The sequence below is a fragment of the Vibrio sp. CyArs1 genome, from assembly GCF_022432925.1.
GTDB lineage: Bacteria > Pseudomonadota > Gammaproteobacteria > Enterobacterales > Vibrionaceae > Vibrio > Vibrio mediterranei.
Map to the genome: position 1 here is coordinate 140,557 of NZ_JAKRBO010000003.1, position 22,769 is coordinate 163,325.

17 protein-coding genes are annotated in these 22,769 nt (G+C 45.1%); 5 read left to right on the forward strand and 12 right to left on the reverse strand.

What is annotated here, in order from left to right:
- Window positions 1–288 precede the first annotated feature (288 nt).
- The 3 genes from MMA19_RS11245 to MMA19_RS11255 are packed head-to-tail and all read right to left on the reverse strand — an operon-like array spanning window position 289 to window position 2,216.
- Window positions 289–912 carry a bifunctional 4-hydroxy-2-oxoglutarate aldolase/2-dehydro-3-deoxy-phosphogluconate aldolase gene (locus MMA19_RS11245; RefSeq protein ID WP_240206242.1) on the reverse strand — a complete coding sequence of 208 codons (624 nt, stop codon included), beginning with the start codon at window positions 910–912 and terminating at the stop codon, window positions 289–291.
- Between the two features lie 13 nt (window positions 913–925).
- Window positions 926–1,855 carry a sugar kinase gene (locus MMA19_RS11250; protein WP_006069862.1) on the reverse strand — a complete coding sequence of 310 codons (930 nt, stop codon included), beginning with the start codon at window positions 1,853–1,855 and terminating at the stop codon, window positions 926–928.
- A 25-nt stretch (window positions 1,856–1,880) separates the two neighbouring features.
- Window positions 1,881–2,216: a cupin domain-containing protein gene (locus MMA19_RS11255; RefSeq protein WP_031496039.1), complete on the reverse strand. Its 336-nt coding sequence runs from the start codon at window positions 2,214–2,216 to the stop codon at window positions 1,881–1,883.
- Window positions 2,217–2,522: 306 nt separating this feature from the next.
- Here MMA19_RS11255 and MMA19_RS11260 point away from each other — a divergent pair, with 306 nt between their 5' ends.
- From MMA19_RS11260 to MMA19_RS11270, 3 genes are all read left to right on the forward strand, one after another.
- A complete protein-coding gene (locus MMA19_RS11260) occupies window positions 2,523–4,661 on the forward strand; it encodes a heparinase II/III family protein (protein ID WP_240206243.1) in 2,139 nt (712 codons plus the stop codon).
- Complete coding sequence (locus tag MMA19_RS11265) at window positions 4,662–6,812, forward strand: heparinase II/III family protein (protein WP_006070260.1); 2,151 nt, start codon at window positions 4,662–4,664, stop codon at window positions 6,810–6,812. It begins immediately after the preceding gene.
- A gap of 79 nt (window positions 6,813–6,891) precedes the next feature.
- The gene (locus MMA19_RS11270) at window positions 6,892–8,649 is read left to right on the forward strand and encodes a transporter (RefSeq protein ID WP_240206244.1); all 1,758 of its coding nucleotides are present in this window, start codon (window positions 6,892–6,894) and stop codon (window positions 8,647–8,649) included.
- Window positions 8,650–9,081: 432 nt separating this feature from the next.
- On the opposite strand, the gene MMA19_RS11275 is transcribed toward MMA19_RS11270, so the two are convergent.
- The 9 genes from MMA19_RS11275 to MMA19_RS11315 all read right to left on the reverse strand — a co-directional run bounded on the left by MMA19_RS11275 (window position 9,082) and on the right by MMA19_RS11315 (window position 19,654).
- The gene (locus MMA19_RS11275; protein WP_240206245.1) at window positions 9,082–11,082 is read right to left on the reverse strand and encodes a methyl-accepting chemotaxis protein; all 2,001 of its coding nucleotides are present in this window, start codon (window positions 11,080–11,082) and stop codon (window positions 9,082–9,084) included.
- Between the two features lie 231 nt (window positions 11,083–11,313).
- On the reverse strand, window positions 11,314–12,501 hold the full coding sequence (gene choV / locus MMA19_RS11280; RefSeq protein ID WP_240206246.1) for a choline ABC transporter ATP-binding protein: 1,188 nt from the start codon (window positions 12,499–12,501) through the stop codon (window positions 11,314–11,316).
- Window positions 12,502–12,503: 2 nt separating this feature from the next.
- A complete protein-coding gene (choW, locus tag MMA19_RS11285) occupies window positions 12,504–13,346 on the reverse strand; it encodes a choline ABC transporter permease subunit (RefSeq protein WP_006070265.1) in 843 nt (280 codons plus the stop codon).
- A 50-nt stretch (window positions 13,347–13,396) separates the two neighbouring features.
- Window positions 13,397–14,335: a choline ABC transporter substrate-binding protein gene (locus MMA19_RS11290; protein ID WP_240206247.1), complete on the reverse strand. Its 939-nt coding sequence runs from the start codon at window positions 14,333–14,335 to the stop codon at window positions 13,397–13,399.
- A 37-nt stretch (window positions 14,336–14,372) separates the two neighbouring features.
- A complete protein-coding gene (gene betA / locus MMA19_RS11295; RefSeq protein ID WP_236109279.1) occupies window positions 14,373–16,061 on the reverse strand; it encodes a choline dehydrogenase in 1,689 nt (562 codons plus the stop codon).
- Window positions 16,062–16,084: 23 nt separating this feature from the next.
- Entirely contained in the window at window positions 16,085–17,545 is a 1,461-nt protein-coding gene (gene betB / locus MMA19_RS11300) for a betaine-aldehyde dehydrogenase (RefSeq protein ID WP_240206248.1), read from the reverse strand.
- A 19-nt stretch (window positions 17,546–17,564) separates the two neighbouring features.
- Window positions 17,565–18,161, reverse strand: coding sequence for a transcriptional regulator BetI (betI, locus tag MMA19_RS11305; RefSeq protein WP_006070269.1), 597 nt, complete (start codon window positions 18,159–18,161; stop codon window positions 17,565–17,567).
- A gap of 433 nt (window positions 18,162–18,594) precedes the next feature.
- Complete coding sequence (locus MMA19_RS11310; RefSeq protein WP_006070270.1) at window positions 18,595–18,915, reverse strand: cupin domain-containing protein; 321 nt, start codon at window positions 18,913–18,915, stop codon at window positions 18,595–18,597.
- 22 nt (window positions 18,916–18,937) lie between these two features.
- On the reverse strand, window positions 18,938–19,654 hold the full coding sequence (locus tag MMA19_RS11315) for a FadR/GntR family transcriptional regulator (protein WP_062456272.1): 717 nt from the start codon (window positions 19,652–19,654) through the stop codon (window positions 18,938–18,940).
- A gap of 330 nt (window positions 19,655–19,984) precedes the next feature.
- Here MMA19_RS11315 and MMA19_RS11320 point away from each other — a divergent pair, with 330 nt between their 5' ends.
- Window positions 19,985–20,704 carry a FadR/GntR family transcriptional regulator gene (locus tag MMA19_RS11320; RefSeq protein ID WP_006070272.1) on the forward strand — a complete coding sequence of 240 codons (720 nt, stop codon included), beginning with the start codon at window positions 19,985–19,987 and terminating at the stop codon, window positions 20,702–20,704.
- Window positions 20,705–20,838: 134 nt separating this feature from the next.
- A complete protein-coding gene (locus tag MMA19_RS11325; protein ID WP_240206249.1) occupies window positions 20,839–22,746 on the forward strand; it encodes a DUF294 nucleotidyltransferase-like domain-containing protein in 1,908 nt (635 codons plus the stop codon).
- The last annotated feature ends 23 nt before the right edge of the window (window positions 22,747–22,769 follow it).

Here is a 22,769-nt window from a genome sequence, read left to right on the forward strand (position 1 = left end):
CTCTTGTAGTTTTGTATTACAATAAGCTTAAAGTGTGATGGGAGACGCATCTTTATTTTGTGTGGAAAACGATACATAAATCCTCACAAATTAACTCTAATACAAATCAACGAGTTATGAACGAATTGTATTTGAATTTGCTTTGCCTATTGTGCGGTTGTTACGCCTATGCTTTTTCAAACGGTGAAGACTTCAAGCGAAAGTGGGCAGATATGCACTTATTGTGGGACAAAAAAAGCGAGCCAATGGCTCGCTAATTCCCGAATTAAACTGCAAGGTCAATACGGATTAGTTTACGTGTGCAACTGCATCTTTAACCAGTTGACCGAGTTCTTCCCAGCGACCTTCGTCTATTAGGTTGGTAGGAACCATCCATGTACCGCCACAAGCCAATACTGACTTGATAGACAGATAGTCGTCGACGTTCTTGAGGCTTACACCGCCTGTAGGCATGAATTTTACTGGGTAAACCGCCGTAAGTGCTTTTAGCATGTTTACGCCACCTGAAGGTTCTGCAGGGAAAAACTTAAGTGTACGTAAGCCCATCTCCATTGCTTGTTCAACAAGGCTTGGGTTATTTACGCCCGGTACAATTGGTACGTTTTTATCCAAACAATATTGGACTGTTCGTGGGTTAAAGCCAGGACTTACGATGAAATCAACACCCGCTTCAATTGCTTGGTCAACCTGCGCGTTAGTCAGCACAGTACCTGCGCCGATAAGCATTTCAGGGAACTCTTTACGCATTACAGCGATAGCTTCAGCTGCACACTCAGTGCGGAACGTAATCTCAGCGCATGGCATACCGTTGTCAACCAACGCTTTGCCTAGTGGAATAGCGTCTTCAACTTTGTTGATGGCAATTACTGGAATTACTTTCAAGCTTGCTAGCTGTTCGTTTACTGTCGTCATTTTATTTGTCCTACTAATCAAGAGTTGGTGTTGCGTTCTTGGGAATAATGGCACCGCGATGCTGAATAACCGTACCTGCGACTTTGTGACCCATTGCGGCTGACTTTAGAGCATCGCCGCCAGTTAGGCGTTTCGCTAGGTAACCTGCGCTAAACGAGTCGCCAGCTGCAGTGGTGTCGATAATATTGTCAACTGGTTTAGGTGCGACGTAATTAGCCTGATCGTTCACAATAACCAAACAATCTTTTGCACCTCGCTTAATAGCAATCTCTGAGACGCCAGCTTCGCTTGTGCGTTCAATACATTGCTCAACAAACATGTCACCAAACAAGGCCTGTTCATCTTCAAATGTTAACAAGGCAGTATCGGTATAGCTAAGCATCGCTTTGTAAGTATTGATTGCTGTGAGCTGATCTGCCCACAATTTCGGGCGGAAGTTGTTGTCAAAGAAGACATGCCCGCCTTTTTCTTTAAATGCTTTTAGGAAGCCGAACAACTTATCGCGTCCTGAATCAGTCAGGATCGCAAGGGTAATACCACTTAAGTAAACCGCATCGTAACCTAATAAGGTGTCGATGAGTTGTTCTGATTCTTGTTGGTCGAAAACGAATTTGGCCGCTGCATCATTTCGCCAATAAAAGAAGGTACGCTCACCAGTTTCATCGGTTTCAATGTGGTATAGGCCTGGCATTTTGTCATTAAGGCGCAGAATTAAGCTTGTATCGATACCTTCTTGATTCCAGCCCTCTATCATCTCAGCCGAGAACGGATCGTTACCTAGTGCTGTAATGTAACTTACTTTAATGTCGTGAGCATGAGTTAGCCGAGATAGATATAGCGCAGTATTGAGCGTATCACCGCCAAAGGCTTGTTTTAAAAGGTCACCTTTGCGCTGTAGTTCTACCATGCATTCGCCGATGATGGCGATTTTGTATTGGTTCATTGTGTGCGATCCCACTTTGGAGTGATTAACTTAAAAAGTCTTCACGTGAAGGAGAAAAAATATCGAGTAGAACACTATCTTGTTCTAGTGCGGTGGTGCCATGGTCAAGAAGCTTTTTCACCATAAATGCATCACCCGCCTTTAACTCACGCTTTTGCCCATCGACGATAGCTTCAAAACGGCCACTAACGACATAAACAATCTGATCGTGTATTTCATGCCTATGTATCGTACCGCTTGCTCCTTTGTCGTAACAAAGATGCATCGCCATCAGATCATCGGTAAAGCCGACAATCTTACGTTTGATGCCTTGACTCACCTGTTCCCAGGGGTGTTCATCAGCAGAGAAAAAACGGTGCACTAACTGCCTCCTAGACCAAGTTAATGTCTACTCTTAAATTCGTTGACGTCATAATAAGCAGATTTATTAATTTGTAATACAATAAGCTTACTGCAATGTGATCTTGATCTGTTTTATTATTAAAACGCCGTTTTAATAATGTGTAATTTACCAGTTTGTGCCCGTGAATAGTAGTGTTCATATCGCACATCCTTGGTTAAATGTGACTAATGTCCACTTTTGTCTGATTTCTTGTATGATAATAATGCATATTGTATTACTTTATATGGGTCGGATTTATAGATTCAATAGATTTTGAGGGTGAAAATGTCCACATTGGTTCAACCCATACTGTTAAACGAAGACGAAATAGAGCAATTACGAAGAGAGCTCGGTCGCGATACCTTAATGGGTAAAGCGATTGCAAAAGCCATCAAAGATGTTGAAGCATTCATGAAGCTTCCTCTTGAAGTACCAGGTCACGGTGAAGCAGGTGGCTACGAGCACAACCGCCACAAGCAAAACTATACTTACATGAACCTAGCGGGTCGTATGTTCCTCATTACGGGGGATGATCGTTACGCTAAGTTTGTGCGCGATTTACTGGCAATGTATGCAGACCTATATCTCACCTTCGATTTTCATGTTCAAAAGAACACGAACCCAACAGGGCGTCTGTTCCACCAAATTCTAAACGAACACGTATGGCTAATGTTTACTAGCCTTGCATACTCATGTGTTGCCGCAACCATGAGTGAAGAAGAGCGCCAAAACGTGGTTGACCGTCTGTTTAACCCAATGCTGGACATGTTCACTGTGAAATACGGCCATGATTTCGACCGTATTCATAACCACGGTGTTTGGGCAGTAGCGGCCGTTGGTATTTGTGGCCTAGCGGTTAACCGTCGTGAGTTCCTAGAGAAATCCGTATTTGGTCTTGAGAACAACGGCACGGGTGGTTTCCTAGCGCAGATCACTCAGCTGTTTGCTCCGTCGGGTTACTACATTGAAGGTCCTTATTACCACCGCTATGCGATTCGTCCACTGTGTGTGTTTGCTGAGGTTCTTCATCGTCATATGCCAGAACTCGACATATTCAATTACAAAGGTGGTGTGATTGGTAACACGGTTGAGGCGATGCTATCAACGGTCTACCCAAATGGTCAGTTCCCAGCACTTAACGATGCATCTCGCACCATGAGCATCAATGATGCGGGTGTGCAGGTCGCAGTAAGTCAGTACGCGAAGCACTATGGTATCAACGATAACCTACTCGGTATGGCGAACATCCAAGACTCTGTGTGGGTGCACGGCTGTGGTCTGGAGCTATCACAAGCGTTTGAAAAAGCGACGGATGTGGGTCTTCCATTCTGGCCAAGCGTTGAGCTCAACGAAGGACCAAATGGTGACCGCGGTGCGCAAGGCTTTATGCGCGTGCAGGACAAAAACAAAGACGTATTCCAGTTAGTGATGAACTATGGTCAGCACGGTATGGGACATGGCAACTTTGATACGCTGGGTATTTCTTACTTCAACCGAGGTAAAGAAGTGCTTCGTGAATACGGCTTTGGCCGTTGGGTTAACGTTGAACCTAAGTTTGGTGGACGCTACCTAGACGAGAACAAAACCTATGCTCGTCAGACGATTGCTCACAACGCAGTGACGGTTGACGAAACGTGCCAAAACTACTTTGACGTAGAGCGTGCTGACAGCGTACACGGTCTGCCACACTTCTTTGCTGCAGACAACGAGCAGATCGTTGGTATGAGTGCTTTTGCTAATGAGCACTACGACGGTGTACAGCAGCAGCGCAGCGTGTTCATGTTGAAACATGACGATCTTGAAGCGCCATTACTCATCGATCTATTTCGCCTAACAGGCGAAGGTGAGCACCAGTACGATTATTCGCATCAGTTTGATGGTCAGGTGATCTGCACCAACTTTGAATACCAGGCACATAAAGAGCTCAACGTATTGAGCGAAGAGCTTGGCTATCGCCACCTTTGGAATGTAGCACAAGGCGAAGCAAACGAGACGGCGCTAGTCAGCTGGCTACAAGAAGACAGCTACTATACTTGGCTAGGTACCAGCTCGAATGACAATGGCGAGGTTATCTTCACTCGCACGGGCGCCAATGACCCAAGCTTTAACCTACGTAGTGAGCAAAGCTTTATTCTTCGCACTAAGGGTGAAGACACTCTATTCGCATCGGTAATTGAGACACACGGTTACTTCAACGAAGAGTTTGAGCAATCGGTCAGTGCCCGTGGCAGCGTTAAAAATATTCAAGTTGTTGGTCACAACGCGCAAGCGTCAGTGGTAGAGATTGAGACGGAAACCTCTCGCTTTACGCTAATGGTGAGCAACAACCCACAAGTTACTAAAGATACAACCAACAATGCTGAGATCGCAGGCAAAACCTACTCTTGGGTTGGCTGTTTCGCGATTGAGCAGGAGACACTATAAATGAGCTATCAACCACTACTATTGAACTTTGAGGAAGCAGCGGAGCTGCGCAAAGATCTAGGTAAGGAAACCTTGCTAGGTAAGAAACTAGCGCGTGATATTGCTCAAGTGAATGACTACATGGCTGAAGTGGGCATTGAAGTCCCTGGCCACGGTGAAGGCGGCGGTTACGAGCATAACCGTCATAAGCAAAACTATATTCATATCGACTTAGCTGGTCGTTTGTTCCTTATCACTGAGGAAACTAAATACCGTGACTACATCGTAGAGATGCTAACCGCGTACGCGAATGTTTATCCAACACTGGAAAGCAACGTTAGCCGTGATACTAACCCACCGGGTAAAATCTTCCACCAAACGCTAAACGAAAACATGTGGATGCTTTACGCATCTTGCGCATACAGCTGCGTGTACCACACGCTTTCGGATGAGCAAAAGCAACACATCGAAACAGACCTATTCAAACAGATGATCGACCTTTTCGTTGTGACTTATGGTCACGACTTCGACATCGTCCACAACCACGGTCTGTGGGCAGTAGCCGCTGTGGGTATTTGTGGCTATGCGATCAACGATCAACAGTCTGTTGATAAAGCGCTTTACGGTCTGAAGCTTGACAAAGTAAGCGGCGGTTTCCTAGCTCAGCTAGACCAACTGTTCTCGCCAGACGGCTACTATATGGAAGGTCCTTACTACCACCGCTTCTCGCTGCGTCCAATCTATCTGTTCGCAGAAGCGATTGAGCGTCGTCAACCAGAGATCGGTATCTATGAGTTTAACGACTCAGTGATCAAGACGACTTCTTACGCCGTATTCTCTACAGCTTTCCCTGACGGTACGCTACCAGCACTAAACGATTCGTCGAAAACCATCAGCATTAATGATGAAGGCGTTATTATGGCGACAAGCGTGTGCTACCACCGCTATGAGCAAAGCGAAACGTTGCTTAGCATGGCAAACCACCAACAAGACGTTTGGGTTCAATCTGCAGGTAAAACTCTGTCTGATGCAGTTGATGCTGCGGATGAAATTAAGCCGTTTAACTGGGGTAGCTTGTTTGTCACTGACGGTCCTAAAGGTGAGAAAGGTGGACTTACTATTCTCCGTCATCGCGATGCTCAAGACGATGATACGATGGCTCTTCTATGGTTTGGTCAACACGGCTCTGATCACCAGTATCACTCTGCTCTTGACCACGGTCATTACGATGGGCTTCATTTAAGCGTATTTAATCGTGGACAAGAAGTTCTGCACGATTATGGTTTCGGTCGTTGGGTAAACGTAGAGCCTAAGTTTGGTGGTCGCTATATTCCTGAGAACAAGTCGTACTGTAAGCAGACGGTCGCGCATAACACAGTAACAGTTGATCAAAGAACGCAAAACAACTTCGACACGGCAACCGCGGAGTCTCGTTTTGGCTCAAAGCAGTTCTTTAAAGCTGATGATGCAAAACTGCAAGGTATGAGCGGTAAAATCAGCGAGTACTATGAAGGCGTGGATATGCAGCGTTCAGTGCTACTGGCTGACATAGAAGAATTCGAGAAACCATTGGTTATTGACGTTTACCGTATCAAAGCGGACAAAGAGCACTCTTACGATCTCCCCGTTCACTTTTCTGGTCAAATCATTCGTACCGACTTTGAATACAACACAGAATCTACATTGCGCCCAATGGGTGAAAACTTTGGTTATCAGCATCTATGGAACTTAGCTAGTGGTAACGTTGAAGGTAGTTCTCTTGTATCTTGGTTACACGGCAACAGCTACTACAGCTTGATAACAAGTGCAGTAGCAGATTCAAAAGTGTACTTTGCGCGCCTAGGTGCTAACGATCCAGACTTCAATCTACGCAGCGAGCCTGCACTTATCTTGCGTCAATCTGGTCAGAATCATGTATTTGCTTCTGTACTTGAAACTCATGGTTATTTTAACGAAGAGTTTGAGGCTTCAGTGGGAGCCCGTGGTCTTGTCGAAGCGGTGACAACGCTGGCTGATAATGACGATGCGACTGTCATTGAAGTGACAACCACAACAGGTAATGCATATCGATTTGCCATCAGTAACCGCGAAGCGGGGCAACAAGAGTTATTACATGAAATGACGATTGGCGACGAAAGCGTGAGTTTTACTGGCTCGTTTGCTCAACTCTAACTCTAACTCTATATCTATTTCTAGCCGGGCATTGCCCGGCTTTTTGCGTTGACGATTTTAGCAATTTAAAAGGGGAACTATGGACACTCTTGATGGTGTGATTGTCATTGGCTATTTTGCTTTTGTGCTGTTCGCTGCGTTAGCTTTCAAGCGTTTTACTACTGACTCATCTGGCTTTATTCGTGGTGGTGGAGCGATGATGTGGTGGATGGCTGGCGCGACGGCATTTATGACTCAGTTCTCCGCGTGGACATTTACTGGTGCTGCGGCAAAAGCTTATGAGGATGGCCTAACTGTGCTATTTATCTTCTGGGGCAACGCACTCGGTTTCTTTGTAGCGGCTTGGTATTTTGCCGAACGCTATCGAAAGCTACGCGTTGAAACGGCGATGGAAGTGATTAAGGTTCGTTTTGGTCGTAGTTCAGAGCAGGTCTACACTTGGATTTCTTTTCCTCTTACCATTTTATCTGGTGCAATATGGCTCAATGGCTTAGGGATCTTTGCTTCTGCGGTATTTAATATCGATTTAATGGTTACCATTATTGGTGTTGGTTGCTTGGTGACGTTTATTGCGGTGAGTGGCGGCTCATGGACTGTATCAGCGACGAATGTGATTCAACTGATTTTGCTGGTGGCTATTACGATGGCGGTTGGCGTTTACGCACTCATTGAAATTGGTGGTCCATCTGAACTAATTAATCAATACCCGACTGAAACGTATATGGGGCATGACATCAGTTATTGGCAGATCTTCTGGTTATGGGTCGTGGTTATGATGATGAAGCAAACCATGAACACCAATAACGCATTATCCTGTTACCGCTTTTTGGTGACAACCAATGAGAAAGAAGCGAAAAAAGCGGCTCTGGTTACGGGTATTCTTTTCATTGTTGGACCTGTTATGTGGTTCGTGCCGCCATGGGCAACAGCAGCAATGGGTGTTGACTTGATGGCGTATTATCCAACGTTAGGCACGAGTGCCAATAACGCTGCATATGTTTACTATATTGACCACTTCTTACCTGCTGGGATGTTAGGTTTGGTATTAGCTGCAATGATTGCTGCGACGATTTCTCCAATGACAACAGCATTGAACCGTAATGCAGGTATTTTCGTGCGTAATGTCTATCAATCCATTATTAAACCTCAAGCTAACGAAGTAGAGCGGCTTCGCGTGGGGCAAGTAGCCACATTAGTGAATGGTGTGCTTTGCGTTCTTGCTGCCTTGATGTTTGCGTCGATTAAAGAATACAGTTTCTTCGATATCATGATGTTATTTGGTGCGCTACTACAGACACCACTTTCTATTCCATCGCTGTTGGCGTTTGTGACGTTAAAAACACCAGACTGGTCTGGCTGGGCGACTATTGCTGTGGGACTCTGTGTGTCAGCATTTATGCAGTTCATATTCCAAGTGGATTGGTTGTTACCACTGTTCGATACAGCAAGCTTTAGCCATCGTGAAACAGTGGATCTGCAAGTCGCAGCGACCATGTTAGCTCACCTCTTTATTACCGGCGGGTTCTTCATGATGACACGTTATTTTTATCAAAAGCCGATTGGTGCGAGATTAGGTGAGTTGAATACGCTGAAAAAGAATTTACTCACGCCGATTAGTAAAGAAGAAGAGGCACCTGTAGATTTTCGTCAAGGCGCTTATCTAGGAAGAATGTGTCAAGTTCTAGGATTGCTGGTGGTGCTTATTTCAATGACGACTGACTCGTTACGTGATGGCAGTATTTTTGTTGTCATTGGTGCTCTTATAGTGTTGGCTGGTACTCATTTATATCGAACCAGACATAATGACGACAAGTTAGAAGATGCGACTTCACATTAAAATTACCGTATTAACAATACATTAGTTGAATTTTCACTCTAGGATAGAATTTGAGTGAATTTTATTTATCAGAGTGGCTAGTGTCGGTAAAGATCTATCATCTTGAGGGGCTGAAATAGTTGCTTCACTATTGAGATCCTTTTCCTCATACAGTTTTGGCATTATGGAAATATTTCAGCAGCAACACGAAGCGATTGCTTTCATTGGATTAGCGTTAGCTTTTGTTTGTGGATTTTCAGCAGTGTTTTGGCAAGCTCATCAATAAGGCAAATACATGTTCGATGTCCCGACTCTAGAAGCGCTAGCATTGGTATTGGTTGTCTTTATCGGCGGTTTTGTTTACCGCTCGAAAATTGAAGACTAATACGCATTGTCACGACGATCCAAAAGGCCCTAGTCATCACTGATTAGGGCCTTTGCTTTTATACTTGATTAGGTGTTTAGCTTAAATAGAGAAACTTCCGACACTAACTCTTCCATTCTTTGTTTCACAATGTGCATTTCTTTGTTCATTTTCTGAATATTACTATCGGTTTCCTCCACCATAGAGAGCAGGTTATCGATATCTGATTCAACCGATTGTGTGGTTTGTGCTTGTTCTTCAGTCGCTGTCGCGATACTGCTGTTGTAGTCTGTGATCTTCTTGGTGGTGCCAATAAGTGTTTCGATCATGGCATTGGTTTCCGATACCATAGATTGTGCCGAATAACTGGCATCACGACTTTGCTGCATGTTCTCAAATGAGGTTTTCGCGTTACTAGAGATATCATCCAGAAGGTTGCGGATGACTTCAGTTGATTCTTTGCTGCGCTGAGCAAGTGAACGAACCTCGTCTGCTACCACGGCAAACCCACGCCCTTGCTCACCCGCTCGTGCTGCCTCAATAGCGGCATTCAGCGCCAGCAAATTGGTCTGCTCAGAGATGGCATTAATGTTGTCGAGAATCTCAGACACGTTCGCCATCTTCACTTCCAACTGTTCTAGACACGTGTAAGTGTCGTCAACACTCGAAATTAACTTGGTCGTGGTCGAGAGTGAATGTTCCCCATGGCTTTGACACTGCATTGCATCATTCTGAGCGCTATCAGCGCTTTGTTGGGCTTCTACGGTAATGCCCGCCATTTCTTGACTGGTTTGGGCCATTTCTGTCATAGCCGTTGCGATATTGTCACAACGCAGATGAGTTTGCTGACTCACGGTTTGAGTCGAGGCGACCAACCTACTCATTTCTGCCATTTCTTGCTCAGTTTTTTGTGCGACATCGAGAGAGGTTTGTAATGCCGATGCAAAGCTGTCCGTTAGCTGATTAAAGTGGTGAGCGATGTTGCCAAGTTCATCTTTTTGCTCACAAGGCAGTTTTAGGCTCAAATCCTTGCTGCGCGCAATGGTATCGATTTGTTCGACAAAACGACTAACACGGCGATGTAGGCGATTGGTTGACATGAATGCGATGATGGAGAGAGGTAGCACCACAAATAATGTTAAAGCGATATACGCATAGACTAGTTGCTGTGCTTGTTGCTGGTTTTGTAACGCCAGTGCTGTCATATCGTTGGCAATGGAATCGGCCATAGACTTAATCTGTCCGATACGCTTAGTAGCAAGTTCAAACCAAAGAGAAGCACTTGGTCCTTGCAAGTTGTCCAGCGTTGTTTTCTGTGACAGGTAATCTTGTTGAATGGCATTCACGTCACGCCAGTTTGAACTGTTAGTCATTGCGGATAGCTGATGAGCTTGCTCGGCGGAAAACAGAAGCGTTGCTTGACGAAGGGCATAGGCTTCGGTTGCGATATAACTGGTGATGTTGGCGTATGCATCCAGTGTTGAACGTTGTCCGGCAAATGCACCATTGAGAGCGCCACGAGCTTTACCGGCTTCCTCTTTCATAGCTAGTAAGGCGTGTAGACCACGTAACTGCTGTTCAAGTTTTGGTGCGTCAACCTGAGTTAAAATTACCGATAGATTATCAAGCGCCATGCGGTTGATATTGGAGTAAAACGCAAAGGGTGAATCCTTGATATTCAGAGTATCAACTTGCTGACGAATGCTATTGCGTTGTTCCAACTGTTGTCGAACATCCTGGCTTAAACGGTCTATCAGTTGTTTGTCCAACACTTGTGGTGCAAAGGCCAATAGACTTTGATACGCCTGATCGGCTTTCACCCTTTGCTGTTTAAGTGCTGTGACTTGCGGCCCTTGTCCTTTGGATGCTACCACACCTGCCGTTAATCCTCGTTCAACAGCAAATTGATGAGCAATGTTATCGAACAGATGGAACAGCTCGACCGCTTCTTGTGATGCTTGGGCATGGTCGGCACGTTCTTGGGCTTTGAAGATCTGGGTAGCGATGAGTCCCATCAAAAGTGTTGTTGGAATTAGAAAAACCAAGAGAATGGTGTTTTTAATATTAAGTAACTTAAGAAGGTTAGCCATTGTATAAACCGTGTATAAAAAACTGGATGCGTAACCTAAAGATTTTACAGAGTTCAATACACGTATTACACGTCAGGGTATTAGAACTTTGATACGATACGAGAAGCGTCAATGGTTTGATGAGTGTCAATTTTTTGGCTACCACTTTGTGGTTATAAAACAAAGTGATAGCCAATAAAATTGAGAGATTCTTCCAAGCTTCAACAAGGAGGAGATCATTTCTTGGCCATGTTAGGCTGCCTGGTGAGTACTAAAGTTACCTAACAATGCGTCATAAAATTCGCTGTCATCGAGAATGCCAACGACTCTACCAGACTCAACCAACAAAATCGGTAACCCACTACGCTGCTTAAGTTCTATTGCTTCTCTCATACCGATGTCTGGACTGGCGACCACGACGGTACTTTGATCAATATGGGTCAGATCACCTCGATTTGCATCCCAATGGACGAGCTTTAGTTCCTCGTCTTTAACGATGCTGAGTTTGCCATTCGATTGATTGACCCAAACCGATTGATCGGAACAGATCTGCAAACGATCATGTTCTTGCTTTAACTCACTTGCCGGTTGCATTAATGAGCGGCCTTTAAGTACGTTAAGCGGGTTAGTGTGAGCAACAAAATCACGGACGTAGTCGTTTTCTGGTGTGAGGATAATTTCTTCTGGCTTCGCATGTTGAATTAGTTTGCCAGATTCCATAATGGCAATATTGTTGCCTATTTTTAGAGCCTCATCCAAATCGTGACTGACGAATAGAATCGTCTTATTGAGCTTCTCTTGGAGAAGAATCAGCTCATCTTGAAGCTGGGTTCGAATCAATGGATCTAGGGCAGAAAAGGGTTCGTCCATCAATAAGATGTCAGTATCCATGGCAAATGCACGAGCGAGTCCAACACGCTGCTGCATACCACCTGATAGCTCATGTGGGTACTTATCTTCCCACTCAGAGAGACCAACAAGCTCTAGCTGCTCGCGTGCTTTGTTTCGCCTTGTCGACTTCGACATGCCTTGCAGTTCAAGTCCAAAAGCTACATTGTCCAACACGGTTAGCCAAGGCATCAAAGCAAATTTCTGAAAGACCATAGAAACACGATGAGTACGTAGGTGACGTAACTTTTCGTCATCACAAGTGGCTAAATCAACATAATCGTCACCATTTTTCAGCGCTAATGAGCCTCGGGAGATGGTGTTTAAGCCGTTGACTGCACGGAGTAAGCTTGACTTACCTGAGCCTGAAAGTCCCATCAGGACGCAAATCTCACCTTCTTTTACGCTCATCGACACATTGTCGACCCCGACGACTTGTGAAGTTTGGTCGATGATTTCTTGACGAGTTTTACCTTGGTCAAGTTGCTCAAGCGCTAATTGCGGCTTATCACCGAAGACAACGTCTAGGTTTTTAATCGTAATGGCATCCATGACTAGGCTTCCTTTTGATTCGGCGATTTACACAGTCGGTCTAGGATAATAGCAACTAGGACAATCGCTAATCCGGCTTCAAATCCTTGAGAAATATTGACCGTATTTAGGGCTCGAACGACGGGTTTACCCAGTCCATCCGCACCGACGAGAGCGGCGATGACCACCATGGATAAAGACAGCATGATGCATTGGGTCACGCCAGCCATGATGCTGGGCATGGCCGCTGGCAGTTCTACTTTAAACAACAGCTTCATTCGTGTGGCACCAAATGCCTTGCCTGCTTCCACCAACTCTTCCGGTACTTTGGTGATGCCAAGGTAAGTTAGTCTAATTGGCGCGGCGATGGCGAAAATAATGGTGGAGATCAATCCAGGAACAATACCCAGCCCAAACAGAACCAAAGTTGGAATCAGATAGACGAAAGTGGGGACGGTTTGCATTAAGTCGAGAATGGGGCGCAGCAACGTATACAGCCAAGGGCGGTGTGCTGCCATGATGCCAAGAGGTACGCCAATTAATACAGAAATCGTTGTCGCGGCAAACACCAAAACAAAGGTTTCTAGCATTTCTTGCCAGTAGCCAAGGTTCAAAATCGTCAGCAAAGCACCAATGACAAATAGTACCAAAGGGATACTACGGTGCAGATACCAAGCAATGGCTGCGGTCATAATGATCGGCATTGCAGGTGGCATCCATTTAAACACATCAACGACGAACAAAATGATGGTTTCAAGGAAGATAGAAATTGCGTCGAACAGGCCTGCGGCATTGAATGTCAGCCAGTCGACACCTGCTTCCATCCATTGACCCAGAGGGATTTTGTTGTCAGTAATAAAATTCACAATACAACCTTAGTGTTTTCGAGTGGACAGTTATGCCCACTCATTTTGAATTACGCTTTTGAGTCGATGTAGCTTTGTACTGCTGCGTTTGCGTCTTCACCTGATAGAGTTGTTACGCCAGATAGCCAAGCTTCTACTTGCTTTGGATTTGCCTTTATCCATTGCTGTGCCGCTTTTGACGGTTGTACATTTTGATTTAAGATGGCTTCCATCAATTGGTTTTCCATCTCAAGGCTGAACTCTAGATTTTTCAGCAGTTGACCCACGTTTTGGCATTCAGATAGATAGTTGGCACGCACGTTGGTGTAAACGTTGGCACCGCCGTAGTTAGGACCGAAGTAATCGTCACCGCCAGAGAGATACTCCATTTCGATATTGCTGTTCATTGGGTGTGGTGCCCAACCCAAATACACAATCCATTGGTTGCGGCGTGCAGCGCGAGAAACTTGAGATACCATGCCCGCTTCACTAGATTCGACTAAGTTAAAGTCCTTGAGGCCGAAAGCGTCACTGTCGATCATGGATTGAATAAGGCGGTTACCATCGTTGCCTGGTTCAATGCCGTAGATACGATCGCGGAATTTGTCGGCATGTTTGGCTAGATCAGCAAAGCTTTTTACGCCAGCGTCATAGACATATTTAGGCACGGCTAGGGTGTACTTAGCACCTTCTAGATTGGCACGAACGGTTTCTACGGTTTTGGCTTCACGATATTTAGCGATATCTCCCTCCATCGTAGGCATCCAGTTGCCAAGGAAGATATCGATATCACCGTTCGCCATTGAAGAGTAAGTGACAGGTACTGACAGAAGATCGGTTTTGGTTTTATAACCCATCCCTTTTAGTAGTTCCGTAGTGACCGCAGTGGTTGCAGTGATGTCTGTCCAACCAACATCGGCAAAACGTACCATTTCACATTGGTTGGCATAGGCGTTCATCGCCAGACTACTAAGAGCGAGTGCTGAGAGTGTTTTTGTCATCGTTGACATGCTATTTCCTTTTTATTTTTGGCTGACTTTGGTGGACTTAGTCCAACTCTCTCAATGGAGAGCCAATTCGTTGTGTTTGTTCCCAGTTCGGGGCTATCCAAACGGGTTGTTTATCTTGTTGAAGAGGCTTACCCAAGATCATATCGGCAGCGCGCTCGGCAACCATGATGGTTGGACCGTTAAGGTTACCGTTTGGAATCGTTGGGAAAATGGAAGAATCGACCACGCGTAGTGCTTTGATACCGCGAACGCGGCACTGCTCGTCGAGCACGGCTAGTGGGTCATCATCGGCCCCCATTTTGCAACTGCAAGAAGGGTGATATGCGCTTTCTACGTTCTGCTTTACCCACTCATCGATAGCGTCGTCGCTTTGAATATGAAGCCCAGGTTGAATCTCATCACCGCGGTAGGCATCCATTGCGGGTTGATTTAGAATCTCACGAGTCAGGCGAATGCAGTCTCGCCAATCTTGGCGATCTTGCTCAGTTGAGATGTAATTGAACTCAATTAATGGCTTGTCATGTGGATTTGCCGAACGAATCTCTACGGTGCCACGGCTCTCGGGTTTATTAGGCCCCACATGCACTTGGAAACCATGCCCATCAAAAGCCGCTTGTCCGTCATAGCGCATAGCAGCTGGAAGAAAGTGGTATTGAATGTTGGGCCACTTAAGCCCTTTACGAGAACGAATAAACGCGCAAGATTCAAAGTGGTTGGTCGCACCTAAGCCTTTACGAGTAAGAATCCATTCTGCGCCAATAAGCCCTTTGCTCACCAAACCGAGTTTGCTGTTTAGCGTGATTGGCTGAGAGCAGTGGTATTGGAAATACACTTCAAGGTGGTCTTGAAGATTAGCACCTACACCAGCGAGGTCATGTTCTACCGTCACGCCTGCGCGCTCCAACACCTTCTTAGGACCGATTCCGGAAAGCTGCAAGAGCTGCACTGAGCCGATAGAACCAGCGCTAGAAATGACCTCCTTGTTCACTTTGGCATCGACGACAATACCAGACTTTTCATACTGGACGCCGACAGCTTGCTTTGCTTCCAATAAGACTTTATGAACCACGACACCTTTAATCAGCGTGAGGTTAGGGCGCTTGAGGGCACGTTTTAGATAGGCATTGGATGTAGAAGCTCGGACCCCACCATCAACGGTCATATGCATCGGACCAAAGCCTTCTTGCTGATAACCGTTATAGTCTTGAGTTTCAGGGTAACCGGCTTCTTTGCCTGCATCGATAAAGGCTTGATAGAGTGGGTTACGAGTCATGTTATTGCCATTGCAAGTGCCAACTGGGCCGTCCCCACCACGATACTCATCGCTGCCACCATCCCAAGACTCTGCGCGGCGGAAATAGGGTAAACAAGACTGGTAGTTCCAACCTTTTGCACCTTGTTGTTCCCATTGGTCGAAATCACAAGCATGCCCGCGAACATACACCATTCCGTTAATGGATGAGCTACCGCCAAGCACTTTACCGCGAGGACAATGTAGTTTGCGTCCATCTAGACCCGCCTCTTCAGTGGTTTCAAATTGCCAAGCGTATTTTTCGGTGTTCATTGGGTAAGAGAGGGCTGTTGGCATCTGAATAAAAATACTTTTATCGCTGCCACCTGCTTCTAACAGTAATACAGAGTGCTCACCGCTTTCCGTTAGTCGGTCTGCCAAAACACAGCCAGCCGATCCCGCGCCGACGATAATATAATCGTAGCGTTGTTCCATAATCTGTCTCCGTAAACTCATCGTTAGGCGTAAGGGCTGACGTATTCGCCAAGCTCGATTAAAACACTCTTAGTTTGGGTGTAATGCCTTAAGGTCTCAGGTCCATTTTCACGGCCAATACCAGAATGCTTATATCCGCCTACGGGCATTTCTGCTGGAGAATCACCCCATGTGTTCACCCAGCAAATACCAGCTTGCATTTGATGAATAACGCGATGTGCTCGCGATAAATCTTGAGTGAAAAGTCCAGCGGCCAATCCATAATCGGTGTCGTTAGCGCGTGCAATAACGTCTTGTTCGTCATTGAAAGTAAGTACTGACATTACAGGTCCGAAGATCTCCTGCTGTACATGCGGCATGTTGTCGTCACAATCGACGAAGACAGTTGGCACGACGAAGTTACCTTTGTCTAACCCATTTTCAGTCACCTGATAACCGCCAGTCAGTAGGGTTGCGCCACTTTTCTTAGCACTTTCAATGGCGTCTAAAACTTTAGATAAATGTGTTTTTGAAATGAGGGCACCAACTTGAGTTTTGCTGTCCATCGGGTCGCCAACGATCAGTTTTTCAGTGCGGGATTTCAGCTGCTCAATAAAGGCTGAGTATATAGATTGATGTACAAAGACGCGGGTGCCGTTAGTGCAGACCTCGCCCTGGGTATAGAAATTCGCGACCATAGCGGCAGATACTGCGTCATCCAGTTTAGCGTCTTCAAAGATGATCATTGGAGACTTACCGCCAAGCTCCATGGTGACGTGTTTAAGGGTTCGAGCACTATCAGCCATGACTTTCTTCCCTGTACCTGATTCACCGGTAAAGGAAACTTTGGCAATATCAGGATGTGCTGTCAGCATCTGACCAACCCGATGATCACCTTGAATCACATTGAACACACCATCTGGTACTCCCGCTTCACTATAGACTTCCGCAAGCTTTAGTGCGCTTAGAGGCGTTTCTTCCGAAGGCTTGAAAATCATGGCATTACCCGCAGCAAGTGCCGGTGCAGACTTCCACATAGCAATTTGAATCGGGTAGTTCCAGGCGCCAATTCCCGCGCAGATGCCTAAAGGTTCACGTCTGGTGTAGAAAAACTGATTCTCGCTAAGTGGTTGTTGCTCACCTTGTAATGCTGGAGCGAGACCAGCGTAGTATTCGATGACGTCGGCACCAGTGGCAATATCCACTTCAAGGGCTTCTTGTAGTGGTTTTCCGGTGTCAGTAACTTCGAGAGCAGCGAGTTCAGAATTGCGTTCGCGCAGCAATGCCACTGCCTTGAGAAGAATTCGACTGCGTTCAATGGGGCTCATCGCAGACCAAATGGCGAAGCCTTTTTTAGCAGATTCAATAGCAAACGCTAAGTCCTCAGAATTTGCTCGGACGATTTCAGCTAAGGGCTCACCGTTAGCAGGATTATAGGTCGTAAAGTATTCGTCGGATGAGCCTTGTTGAAGTTGTCCGTCGATGTAGAGTGTTTTCATATCCATTTGAAAGTCTGACTTATGATTATTTTAATGAGTAAAAAGTGAGTTGCTTATCTAGATAATCGTTGATGATGAAACGGGCTTTTTCAGCGTCAATACCTTCTGGGGTCAAGGTGCCTCTTAGCCAAATTCCATCGATAAGCGCAGCGATACCGTTAGCAACGACATCGGCTTGTTCCGGTGTGAGCAAAGTGTTGAGTTCAATCTTAAGGTGCGATAACAGGCGTTTTTCATTGACACGTTGTAGGCGTTTCAACTGGGCGTCATGCATTGAATAAGACCAAAACGCTAACCAAGTTTTCGCCACTTTATTTTCTGCCTGAAATCCTACGAAATTGGCGTCAATAATGGCATTGATACGTTTGACGTGTTCTGTTTTGGGGATTTGACTCAGGTGAGATGTCACGGTTCTAGAAAGCTGCCTTAGGATCTCTCGCATGGTCTCTTCGAGAAGGCCGTGTTTACCACCAAAATAGTGGTTGATGATACCTGTAGAGACGCCGGCTTCCTTGGCTATTAACGAGATACTCGCGGCGTGCAAGCCCACACGATCTATAACAGACATGGCTGCTTGAACCAGCTGTGGTTTCCTGACTAATGGCATGCCAACCTTCGGCATTTGAACTCCCTTTTATTTTTAATTGAACGTTCAGTTAAATATAAAATGCCTGAAAAAAGATTTGAGTTCAAATTAAATCTCTCTTTTTTGTAACCATTAAGTAAACATTTTTTAACACAACAAAAGAGTGGGTCTATCATTCGACACCAAAGAAACAGGTCAATAAAAGTGCTAAACCAAGCTGTGTAGTTGATTTGTTGGTATCTAATTCGTTGATTTAAAATGATTACTTTGGCTTTTAATTTATCTGGGAGTGAAAGGTTTGGAATTTCGGTTCAGCGGAAAAACCATATTGAGTAGGCTGACTTGGCTCAATAAATATTTAGAGTACGAACTATTAAGAAATAACAACGCAAGAGAGTCACTAAGAAGGGGCATTTGGAGAAGCGCAATGGGCAGTTAAGAGAGTCTCTACTGCCCATTGCGTTAGCGTTTAAATGAAGTCTTTACGCATTGGGGTAAAGTTATCAATTAAGATACCGGCTTTTAAGCACTTACAGCCGTGCATAATGTTTGGCACTTTATAAACAGTATCTCCCGCTTTGACGATTTTTGTCTCTTCACCTACTGTGAATTCAAATTCACCAGAGACAACATAGGTAATTTGCTCGTGAGGGTGGTTGTGCATTGGTGCAACCGTTCCATCTTCGAAGTGTACTTCGACGGTCATCATGTTTTCACAATGCGCCAACACTTTGCGGCGTAGGCCGCCACCTTGATCTTCTAATGCTACATCTTTGTTGTATACGAACATTGCTGTTTCCTCTAAATCAGGTTTAAACTGCCTCTAATAGGGCAAGTCTTTGGTTGTGATCATCTAATAATTGGCGTGATGCGACTTTTGCAGAGTCTGCATCGCCAGTCATAATTGCGTCGTAAATATCCCCATGCTCTTCAATACAGAATCGCCCGCCCACGGCAGCTTCATCGATAAAAGTCTTAAAAAGCGATTCAAGAATATTGGCAAAAGGGACGTAAAACGGATTAGCTGTCGCTAAGAATATCGTTTTGTGAAAGGCATGATCGTTATGTGTCCACGCTGTGTAGTCGTGATTAAACGCGGCCTGTTTCATGTTTTGAAAACAGACAGACAGTGCCTTGCGATGCTCGATAGAGGCATTTCTCGCTGCCATGGAGCAGGCTTCTGGTTCAATCGCTTTTCGAAGTCCCAAAAATTGGGTGAGGAAGCGTTGGACATTCTCAGTGTCTTTTACCCAGTCAAGAAATTGAGGGTCGAGAAAGTGCCAATGGTGACGAGCTGTCACATTGGTCCCGACTTTAGGTTTTGACTCGATTAAGCCTTTGGCAGAAAGTAGTTTAGTGGACTCACGAAGTGCAGTACGGCTGATGCCAAACTTCTCGCAAAGTTCTAACTCGCTCGGCAACTTTTCACCTTCTTCTAATTCACCGGTAAGGATTTTGCTGGCGATTTCTTTTGCCACTTGAACGTGAATTCTTCTGCTAGAGTCTGCCACGGTATGGAACGTAGCCATAGTTCTGACCTTGTTGGTTGTAAGGTTCACACGTCAATTAAGTTCACGTGTGTTTGTGTAATAACTATATAATCATACAATATCACTTAATGGCGTCAATGGACAAAATAGTAAAAAAACAATTCTAGGTCGCAAACTGAGCATGAGACTCGGATTATGTGATGGGTAACACGTAAATTAGCCGGTTATTGGGTAATAGGGTGGTTAATTGGGGCAAAACGTAAGACATTTACACTGAATAAATGCGATGTATCACATCTATTCTGGAAAGTTTAGTGATAGAATAGCTGCTAAAATAATACATAAACACTTTAAGTAAGCGATAAAGATATGTCAGGTAAGTTTAATTCTATTACGGGTTCAAAGCGCAGTATCCACGTCCAGGTCGCTCGTGAAATTGCTCGAGGTATTCTCTCTGGTGATTTGCCGGAAGGTTCAATTATTCCAGGCGAAATGGCGTTGTGTGAACAATTTGGTATCAGCCGTACTGCACTTCGTGAAGCAGTTAAGCTATTGACGTCAAAAGGCTTGCTTGAATCTAGACCTAAAATTGGTACACGTGTTGTTGATCGCGCATACTGGAACTTTCTCGATCCACAGTTGATCGAGTGGATGGATGGTCTTAACGATGTAGAACAGTTCTGCGGTCAGTTCCTTGGACTGCGCCGTGCTATTGAACCAGAAGCATGTGCGTTAGCGGCCAAGTTCGCGTCTGCAGAGCAACGAATCGAGTTGTCTGCGACCTTCCAAGAAATGGTCGAAGTGTCTAAAGAAGAAAACTTTGAGCAGTCTAAATGGTTAGATGTTGATACTCGTTTCCACAGTTTGATTTTTAATGCGACGGGCAATGACTTTTATCTCCCGTTTGGCAATATTCTTACCACTATGTTCGTTAACTTTATCCAGTTCTCTTCAGACGGCGGCTCGACGTGTATCAACGAACACCGAGCTATTTACGAAGCGATCATGGCAGGGGATAGTGACAAAGCTCGTGAGGCGTCAGCAAACCATCTACGCGAAGAAAACCATAGGCTTCCTGTAGCAAGTTAACACCAAGGGATGAGCGCGCTTGTTAACAATTTGAAGAAAAAGGCAGCATATAAGCTGCCTTTTTTGTATCCAAAGTGCACCATTGTGAAATTTCTATTGATATAATAATACAAAATTTCAGTTGGAGACTTCACATGCCTCACGCGCTTCTACCCAATATCACGCAATTTCTATGTAGCGTTGATCCGTTCGATAAACTTCCCAAAGAGCTGGTTCGTAAGGTCGCTGCAGAAATAAAAATCACCTATTTGGGTAAGGGTGAGGTGATTGACCCATGTAACGGGCAATCTGGGCTTAGTGGAGAAGGGGAGAATTTGCCGAAAAGCCAACAGAAGTTTCTATATGTCATTCGAACTGGCTCTATGGAGCAACGCAAACCCGATGGCGTTCTTCGCGCAAGACTGGGAAGTGAAGATTTGTTTGGCTTTACTTTTCTCGATGATCAAGTTTCTAAAGAGGCGGGTTATCAAGCGGTTGCCATCGAAAATACGCTTCTGTATTTAATCCCTCATTCTACGCTTGAAACCATCTTTAAACGTAATCCAGAGTACGCGGAACACTTTGCTTCTCAAGCGCAAGTTCGCCTTAAATCTGCACTAGATGTTGTTTGGTCCAATAAAGAAAAAGGTCTGTTTATTAAAAAGGTGTCTGACGTGGCGAGTGGAGTCATTGCGATTGTTGATGCCTCTATGTCGATTAAAGATGTCGCACACGAAATGCGAGTTGTTAAACGATCTTCAACTGCGGTGGTGTGTGACAACGGCAAGTTAGTTGGCCTGATGACGGATCGTGATATGACCAAACGAGTCATCGCAGAAGGCCATGATAACAGTGCTCCGATTAGGGATGTGATGACGCCTAATCCACTAACAGTCAGCCCAAACGATCTAGTTTTGCATGCCGCATCATTGATGATGCAACATAATGTTCGGGGTTTACCCGTTGTTTTTGAGGGTAAAGTGGTGGGCCTGCTGACCACTTCGCACTTGGTGCAGAATCATCGCATGCAAGCGATATTTCTTATCGAAAAAATCAAATACGCTACCAGTGTTCGTAACATGGCGAGTTTCACCACGGAACGTCAGGCCATATTTGAAGCCCTAGTAGAAGGAAATGTCGCACCTGAGACCATAGGTCGGGTAATGTCGATGATTATGGATGCGTACAATCGTCGAATTATTCAGATTGCGATTGATAAACTGGGGGAGCCACCATGTCATTTTTCGTGGATAGTTGCAGGTTCTCACGCTCGAAATGAAGTTCACATGCTTTCGGATCAAGACAATGCAATCATTCTTAGTGATGAGGCGACCGAGAATGACAAAGTCTACTTCCGCCACTTATCACAGTATGTCTCAAATGGGCTTGCTGCTTGCGGATATCCCTTGTGTCCGGGTAAATATATGGCAGCTACGCCCAAATGGTGTCAGCCATTGTCGACATGGAAACACTATTATAAAAAATGGGTATCGAACCCTGAATACGAAAGACTTTTGAATATCAGCGTGTTCTTGGAAATTCGCTGTGTTTATGGTGAAGCGAGCTATGCCGATATATTACGCGATGAACTTCACTCCAACATTCGTAGCAACCGTGAGTTTTTAGGGATTTTGACTCGAGATGCTATTAATACGTCACCTCCTCTTGGTGTTTTTAACAGCCTAGTGCTGGAAAAAACAGGCGAGAACAAGAAAACTCTGAATATAAAAAAATACGCGATAAACCTCGTTATTGATTTAGCGCGTATTTACGGTCTTGCCGTAGAATGCGACTCGTCGAATACCGACGAACGATTCACTCAAGCCAATGAGCAAGGCATGTTAAGTGATGACTCATATAAAAACATTATCAATGCTTACCATTACATTCTTATGTTTAGACAGCATCATCAGCTACAAGCGCTAAAACGAGGTGAGCAGCCGGATAATCACATCAATCCCGATTCATTTGGCAGTTTTGAACGTGGCAACTTGAAAGATGCATTTAGAATCATTTCTACGTTGCAAGATGCGGTTAAACTCCGGTTTGGTGGGAGGTTGTAACTAGTGGCTGGTGTTTTGAAAAG

Excerpts from the sequence above, each read along its gene's own strand:
- MMA19_RS11250 (WP_006069862.1), bottom strand. The coding sequence starts at position 1,855 with ATGAACCAATACAAAATCGCCATCATCGGCGAATGCATGGTAGAACTA.
- betA (WP_236109279.1), bottom strand. The coding sequence starts at position 16,061 with ATGGAACAACGCTACGATTATATTATCGTCGGCGCGGGATCGGCTGGC.
- MMA19_RS11290 (WP_240206247.1), bottom strand. The coding sequence starts at position 14,335 with ATGTCAACGATGACAAAAACACTCTCAGCACTCGCTCTTAGTAGTCTG.
- MMA19_RS11265 (WP_006070260.1), top strand. The coding sequence starts at position 4,662 with ATGAGCTATCAACCACTACTATTGAACTTTGAGGAAGCAGCGGAGCTG.
- MMA19_RS11260 (WP_240206243.1), top strand. The coding sequence starts at position 2,523 with ATGTCCACATTGGTTCAACCCATACTGTTAAACGAAGACGAAATAGAG.
- choV (WP_240206246.1), bottom strand. The coding sequence starts at position 12,501 with ATGGATGCCATTACGATTAAAAACCTAGACGTTGTCTTCGGTGATAAG.
- MMA19_RS11245 (WP_240206242.1), bottom strand. The coding sequence starts at position 912 with ATGACGACAGTAAACGAACAGCTAGCAAGCTTGAAAGTAATTCCAGTA.
- betB (WP_240206248.1), bottom strand. The coding sequence starts at position 17,545 with ATGGATATGAAAACACTCTACATCGACGGACAACTTCAACAAGGCTCA.
- MMA19_RS11270 (WP_240206244.1), top strand. The coding sequence starts at position 6,892 with ATGGACACTCTTGATGGTGTGATTGTCATTGGCTATTTTGCTTTTGTG.
- MMA19_RS11325 (WP_240206249.1), top strand. The coding sequence starts at position 20,839 with ATGCCTCACGCGCTTCTACCCAATATCACGCAATTTCTATGTAGCGTT.
- MMA19_RS11320 (WP_006070272.1), top strand. The coding sequence starts at position 19,985 with ATGTCAGGTAAGTTTAATTCTATTACGGGTTCAAAGCGCAGTATCCAC.
- MMA19_RS11275 (WP_240206245.1), bottom strand. The coding sequence starts at position 11,082 with ATGGCTAACCTTCTTAAGTTACTTAATATTAAAAACACCATTCTCTTG.
- MMA19_RS11315 (WP_062456272.1), bottom strand. The coding sequence starts at position 19,654 with ATGGCTACGTTCCATACCGTGGCAGACTCTAGCAGAAGAATTCACGTT.
- MMA19_RS11310 (WP_006070270.1), bottom strand. The coding sequence starts at position 18,915 with ATGTTCGTATACAACAAAGATGTAGCATTAGAAGATCAAGGTGGCGGC.
- betI (WP_006070269.1), bottom strand. The coding sequence starts at position 18,161 with ATGCCGAAGGTTGGCATGCCATTAGTCAGGAAACCACAGCTGGTTCAA.